The 6,363-nt window shown below is 35.5% G+C and carries 6 protein-coding genes and 1 pseudogene; 3 read left to right on the forward strand and 4 right to left on the reverse strand.

Features of this window, described 5'->3' with window-relative positions; translation table 11 throughout:
- Positions 1–29 precede the first annotated feature (29 nt).
- The gene (locus tag AC1DTM_RS16215) at positions 30–791 is read left to right on the forward strand and encodes a DODA-type extradiol aromatic ring-opening family dioxygenase (RefSeq protein WP_016104508.1); all 762 of its coding nucleotides are present in this window, start codon (positions 30–32) and stop codon (positions 789–791) included.
- Between the two features lie 55 nt (positions 792–846).
- Here AC1DTM_RS16215 and AC1DTM_RS16220 read toward each other — a convergent pair whose 3' ends face one another.
- The 3 genes and pseudogenes from AC1DTM_RS16220 to AC1DTM_RS16230 all read right to left on the reverse strand — a co-directional run bounded on the left by AC1DTM_RS16220 (position 847) and on the right by AC1DTM_RS16230 (position 3,773).
- Positions 847–2,061: a multidrug efflux MFS transporter gene (locus tag AC1DTM_RS16220; RefSeq protein WP_002086285.1), complete on the reverse strand. Its 1,215-nt coding sequence runs from the start codon at positions 2,059–2,061 to the stop codon at positions 847–849.
- A gap of 116 nt (positions 2,062–2,177) precedes the next feature.
- Positions 2,178–3,038 carry a GNAT family N-acetyltransferase gene (locus AC1DTM_RS16225; RefSeq protein WP_033714760.1) on the reverse strand — a complete coding sequence of 287 codons (861 nt, stop codon included), beginning with the start codon at positions 3,036–3,038 and terminating at the stop codon, positions 2,178–2,180.
- Between the two features lie 15 nt (positions 3,039–3,053).
- Positions 3,054–3,773, reverse strand: a pseudogene (locus AC1DTM_RS16230) (DUF554 domain-containing protein).
- A gap of 213 nt (positions 3,774–3,986) precedes the next feature.
- On the opposite strand from AC1DTM_RS16230, the gene AC1DTM_RS16235 reads away from it, so the two are divergent.
- Positions 3,987–5,090 (forward strand): CapA family protein, encoded by a 1,104-nt coding sequence (locus AC1DTM_RS16235; protein ID WP_477000483.1) that lies wholly within the window; start codon positions 3,987–3,989, stop codon positions 5,088–5,090.
- Between the two features lie 52 nt (positions 5,091–5,142).
- Positions 5,143–5,370 (forward strand): hypothetical protein, encoded by a 228-nt coding sequence (locus AC1DTM_RS16240; RefSeq protein WP_012260734.1) that lies wholly within the window; start codon positions 5,143–5,145, stop codon positions 5,368–5,370.
- Positions 5,371–5,466: 96 nt separating this feature from the next.
- Here AC1DTM_RS16240 and ilvA read toward each other — a convergent pair.
- Positions 5,467–6,363: threonine ammonia-lyase IlvA (ilvA, locus tag AC1DTM_RS16245; protein ID WP_477000484.1), on the reverse strand; the 897-nt coding region annotated here is incomplete at its 5' end.

Below are 6,363 nucleotides of genomic sequence, written 5' to 3' on the forward strand. Positions count from 1 at the left end.
AATTAATATATTTTTAGGAGGTTTTAATCATGATGCCCTCACTATTTTTAGCACATGGATCACCTATGCTTGCTATTCAAGATACAGACTATACACGCTTTTTAAAGACACTTGGAGAAACATATAAACCGAAAGCTATTGTTATTTTTACCGCTCACTGGGAAAGTGAAGTATTAACGATCTCCTCTTCAGATGAAGTATATGAAACAATTTATGACTTTGGAGGTTTTCCTCCTGAGTTATACGAAATCAAATATCATGCGAAAGGCTCTTCTAGCATTGCGTCTATGCTAGAAACAAAATTTAAAAACAAAGGCATTCCAGTCCATCATAATATGACGAGAGGTTTAGATCATGGTTCATGGACACTCCTGCATCGTATGTACCCAGAAGCCAATATTCCTGTCGTACAAATATCAGTAAATCCATTCCTTCCTGCAAAAGAACAATTTGAAATTGGAGAAGCACTAAAAGGACTTGGACAAGAAGATATTTTAGTAATCGGCAGCGGAGTTACTGTTCATAATTTACGAGCATTAAAATGGAATGAAACAACTCCGGAACAATGGGCGATTGAATTTGATGATTGGATTATAAATCATATGCATACTAGCGATAAAGATGCATTGTTTAACTGGGAAAAAAATGCTCCTCATGCACAATTAGCTGTACCAAGAGCGGAACATTTTGTTCCTCTATTTATCGCGATGGGTAGTGGTGAGAACGACGGTACGGTCATTCACCGTAGCTACGAGCTTGGTACATTAAGTTATCTTTGCCTTCAATTTTAATGAAAAAGGATGAAGCAATATTGCTTCATCCTTTTTCTGTTTTTCATTCACATAGTTAACTAACTTCCAAATGTCGTTTCTCTGATACCTCTTCGTTCTTACTATGAAAATAAACCCAAATGCACGCAATAAATAATAGTGATGATGTAGAGAAGAAAACATATTGGAAGCCTGCATGAGCTGCAATTTGTCCACCAAGTACTGGCCCAATCATATTTCCTAAAAACTGAAATGATTGATTATATCCAAATATTCGTCCCGTTACATGGGTTGGCGTATGTTGTTTTAGTAGAGTTTGTACGGAAGGTAATAGTCCTGCTTGTGCAATACCTAATAAAAAGCGAAGAATTAATAGTTGCCAAGCTGAGGTTACAAATGCTTGCGGAATAAAAATAATTCCTGCAGCAAACAACGCTACAACTAACGTTTTTTGAGGTCCAATATGATCTGATAATCTTCCTAGCTTAGGAGCTGCTAAAATAACTGCTAATCCTGTCGCAGACATGACTGCACCTGCAAGCATTTCAATATGATCTGTTCCTGGTCCTGCCAAATGCTTTACATACAACGTAATAATAGGTTGAATCGACATATTTGCAAGCTGAATAATAAACGTTGCTACAAATAAACTTATTATTAAATGTTTTGCAGGGACCATCGTCCATACTTTTTTCGGCTGTGCCTTTTTTTCTTTAGCAGAATGTTTCTCCTCATGTAAGAAGAAAAAGACGATAAGAAAGGACAGGAATAAGAAAGCTCCTGTAACTAGAAAAACATGGCGCATTCCGATTAACTCTGACAAATAACCTCCGAGTATCGGCCCAAGTAACGAACCGCTCACGCCTCCAGTTGAGATTGTAGAAATTGCCCAACCTGAATGTTCTTGCGGAGTTTCTGCAGCAATAAGTGTCATCGCTGTAGAAAGGAAACCTGATACCGATCCCATTAAAAACCGAAGTGCGACTAATTGATACACATCTGTCACAAACCCCATAAGCGTCATAATTATCGCCATACCAAGGCTAGCACGTATAAGCATCAATTTCCGTCCATGTATATCACCCAGCTTTCCCCATATCGGTGATACAATCGCACCCATTAAAAATGTTACACCAAATGCAAGTCCCGACCACTGTGCAATACTAGAAGTGCCGGTCACCCCTAATTCCTCAATATAAAAAGATAAAAAAGGAATTACTAAACTCATACCGGCTGCAGTGGTAAAACAACCTAGCCAACAAATCATTAAATTTCGTTTCCAGCTGGCCATTTTCACACCTTCTTTCATTAGATACCCATTCTACACCGTTTCCTGGAAAAAGTTTAGTAATTTGATTTATACATAATAAAACTCTATCCCTTTGCATTCTTTGCAAAGGGATAGAGTTAATTATCTCCTATGGGTATTAAACGTGCATTACAGCACCTCTCATAAAACTCAATCGGACCTGCTTGTCCTATAATTGCATACTCATATCCGCTTTTCTTCATGTTATATAAACAATGATTCAATAACGTCTTCCCAACACCGTTCACACGATTATGTTTCGCTGTACCCATCGGGCCAAACAACCCTTTTTTTCCTCTCACAACATCGTAACAAGCGAAACCAATGATTGCTCCTTCCTGCTCAGCAATAAAAATAGGTAACTCCTCTTTATATGTCCGAAATCCATAATCTAAAGATTTTAACCAACGTTCACCAAATTCATCCTTAACAAAACGTGCCAACTTTTCAAAATCAGAAAAGACAGCTCTTCTAACATTAAAATTATTATAAATAGGATTAAATCTTTTTAAATCAACGGTTAAGTCTCTTGACTCAGATGTAATACTCAACAGCTCTTTTTGCACGTTTTTACTTATAACCTTTTCAATAACTGTATCAACTTGAAACAGTGCATATAAAACATGCCCTTCATTTATTAATACTTGCTGAAAACGGTCCATCCGTTTCTTTGCTACTTGTAAAACTTCTATCGTCTTATTTGAAACTTTAAACTCCCCAACATTTATGTATTCTATTTCATTTGCATAATATTGTTGGAGCAGCGATACCTTTGCTAAAAAATCCATACCCACCGTGTGAAATAAATACATATGTAACTCCGCGCAAACTCCATTACCTTCCTTACAAGCTCCTATAAATAGATGCATAGGATGAATAATACCTTTATTACACTCAACCTCTCGCGTTGCAATCTCCAATATTTTATGTGCACGTTTTGTAAATTGAAATTCCTCCATATACATCACTTCCCCCTAATAACTTGATATCAAGCCGTAAATATATATAATTGAAACAATTATCCCAACTACTAATATCCCTTGAAGTAAATTTGCTACTTTAATTTTAATGAATCCAAGTAAGTTTAATCAAATTGCAAAAATCATAATACCACCAGTTGCTGTCATTTCAACTATAAATTGATTCATTAATTTCTCTGGTACAAAACTATTAATTTGTGTTGCAAAAACTGCAATACCTCCCTCATATAAAATCACTGGAATTGCTGAAAATACCACTCCAATTCCTAGAGTTGTCGTTAATATAATAGAAATGAATCCATCGATAATCGCCTTTGTAAATAAAATATCATGATTTCCGCGAATCCCACTGTCCAATGCACCAAGTATCCCCATCGCTCCGATTGCAAAAATAAGCGTGGCTGTTACAAAGCCTTCTGATATGCTCCCTTTCCCTTTCGATCCAACTTTATTTTCTAGCCAATCCCCTAACAGTTTTAACCTTTCTTCTAATTGTAGCCATTCTCCGATTACCGTACCAATAACTAAACTTAGTATGACAACAAGAAAATTTTCACTTTTTAATGCCATTTGAAGTCCAAGTACAGTAACCGCTAAACCAATTGCATGCATAATTGTTCCCTTCATACTTTCTGGAATCGCACTAAATAATTTACCAAGTAAAGTACCAAATATAATACAAATCCCATTTACAACTGCTCCTAATATAACCATTTCTCATTCTTCACCCTTCGAATTCTTTATTTCTATATTTTGGTTTATACATTGATTTACAGGTTACCTATATGTTAACGTAATATTGTGAATATTAACAAACGTTTTTCACTACATAACCCGCTATTTTTTTGTAACTATACAAAGACCGATTGCCTTTAGTAGATTCATTATTAATCTAATTGCGGGATAAACTCAAAAGGGAAGGTATTTATGAAAACTTTACTAAAACGATTTCTGTTAATAGCCTTTTTCATTACACCAATTGTTTTATTAATCAACTACTCTTTTATTTCAAAAGCGAAAGACAAACCTGATGTGCAAAACAAATCTAGTAAAACAGCTTCAAAAAGCGAAAAGAAAACCGAAGACCCTGAAATCACACTCACCTTCTCTGGTGATACAATGTTCGATTGGCAATTACGTCCCGTAATCGAAAAAAGTGGGGCTGATTATCCATTCCAACACGTAAAAGAAGAAATAACGAAAGCTGATATTTCTTTTGTTAATTTAGAGTCAGCATTTACAACGAGAGAAAAAAGAGTACCTGGGCAACAATTTTGGATTAAAAGTGATCCATCCACACTACAAGCCATTAAAAACACCGGATATGACATCGTGAACATTGGCAATAACCATACGCTTGATTATGGGCAAGATGGACTACTAGACACCATTTCTCACGTCGAAAAATTAAAACTACCTTACACTGGAGCCGGAAAAAATGCTGAAGATGCTTATACTGCTCGTGAACTAACTGTAAAAGGAAAAAAGTTTAAATTTCTTWCCTTTGTACGCTTTATGCCTAACTTTAATTGGGTAGCTGGTGACAATAAACCTGGCGTTGCAAACGGATATGACCTAGATCTTGTAACAAAAACGATTCAAGAGCAAAAGAAAGATGCTGATTATGTAATCGTCTATATGCATTGGGGCGTCGAAAAATCTAATCGTCCAATAGAATACCAGAAACAATATGTTCCGAAAATGGTAGAGGCGGGTGCTGATGCAATCGTTGGAAGTCACCCGCATTGGTTACAAGGATTTGAGTATTACAATAAAGTTCCTATCGCATACTCGTTAGGAAACTTTTTATTCCCGAATTATGTAAATGGAAAGAGTGCCGAAACAGGCGTATTAACTTTAACCTTTAAAGGTAAGGATGTCCAAATGTCATTCAATCCTTACATCATTCGCAACAACCAAGTTTCTCCTGTAAATGAAGAGGAAAAGAAAAAAGCACTGCAATATTTACAAACGGTTTCAACTGATGTAGAAATTGATGATACTGGGAAAATAATAAACAAACGCAACTAAACAGCACGAAATTCATTTCTCTGTAACATACATTACGGGATAGGTGATGAATATGCTGAAAAACTTATTAGAAAATATAAGTCTGTTAGAAAACGTGTATAAAATATCTATAGCGATCCTGCTTTTATGTTCATTTTTTTCTGTTAGACTTCTAAGAAAAATAAAGCGAGAGAGAAAACTTACTCCCTTTGAATTTACAATGTATGTAATCATTCGTATTGCAATACTTTTTTGGTTAACTAGCTTTATCCTTCTTGAATATGGAGCGTATTTCGTTTAACTTTCAAAGAATAAAAAAGATAGAACAAGCAGGATTTCCCTCCTGTATCTATCTTTTTTATTTCAAGTAGAATTGTATGTTAACTCTTTTCTTTTATTAAATAAGTAAATCAAACAGCACAGGATTTTTATTAAGCTCCACGAATTGAATGTTATTTTCTTGAAAACGAGTAATTAAAGCTTCATAGTCTTCCTTATGCTTTAATTCTACCCCCACTAAAGCTGGACCATTTTCTTTATTATGTTTCTTAATATACTCAAAGCGAGTAATATCATCTTCCGGTCCTAATCCTTTATCAAGAAACTCTCGTAGTGCTCCTGAACGTTGCGGAAATTCAATAATGAAATAGTGCTTTAATCCTTCATGAATAAGGGATCGTTCTTTCATTTCTTGCATTCTATCAATATCATTATTTCCACCACTTAACGTGCATACAACTGTTTTTCCCTTTATTTCATCTCTGTATAGATCAAGTGCCGCAATAGAAAGCGCACCAGCTGGCTCTGCTACAATTGCATTTTTCTTATACAGTTCTAAAATCGTCGTACAAACCTTTCCCTCTGGTACTAAAACTATGTCATCAATTACATCTTTACATGTTTCAAAAGTTAACTTTCCTACCTTCTTAACAGCTGCTCCATCAACAAAACTATCAATCTTTTCTAATGCAACATTTTCATTTTGAAGAAAAGCTTCTTTCATAGATGCAGCTCCCATCGGTTCTACACCGATTACCTTTGTAGTAGGACTAACCCCCTTTACATATGTACCAATACCAGATGCTAATCCACCACCGCCAATTGCTGTAAATATATAATCAACTGGTTTCTCCATATCATGCATAATTTCAACAGCGACTGTTCCTTGACCAGCAACGACATACGGATCATCAAACGGATGTACAAATGTCATCCTATTTTCTACACAATAGCGCTGCGCCTCTTGGAAAGAACTATCAAATGTATCACCAACTAATACAATGTCTGCGAAATC

The organism is Bacillus sp. P4_D3 (assembly GCF_056401855.1).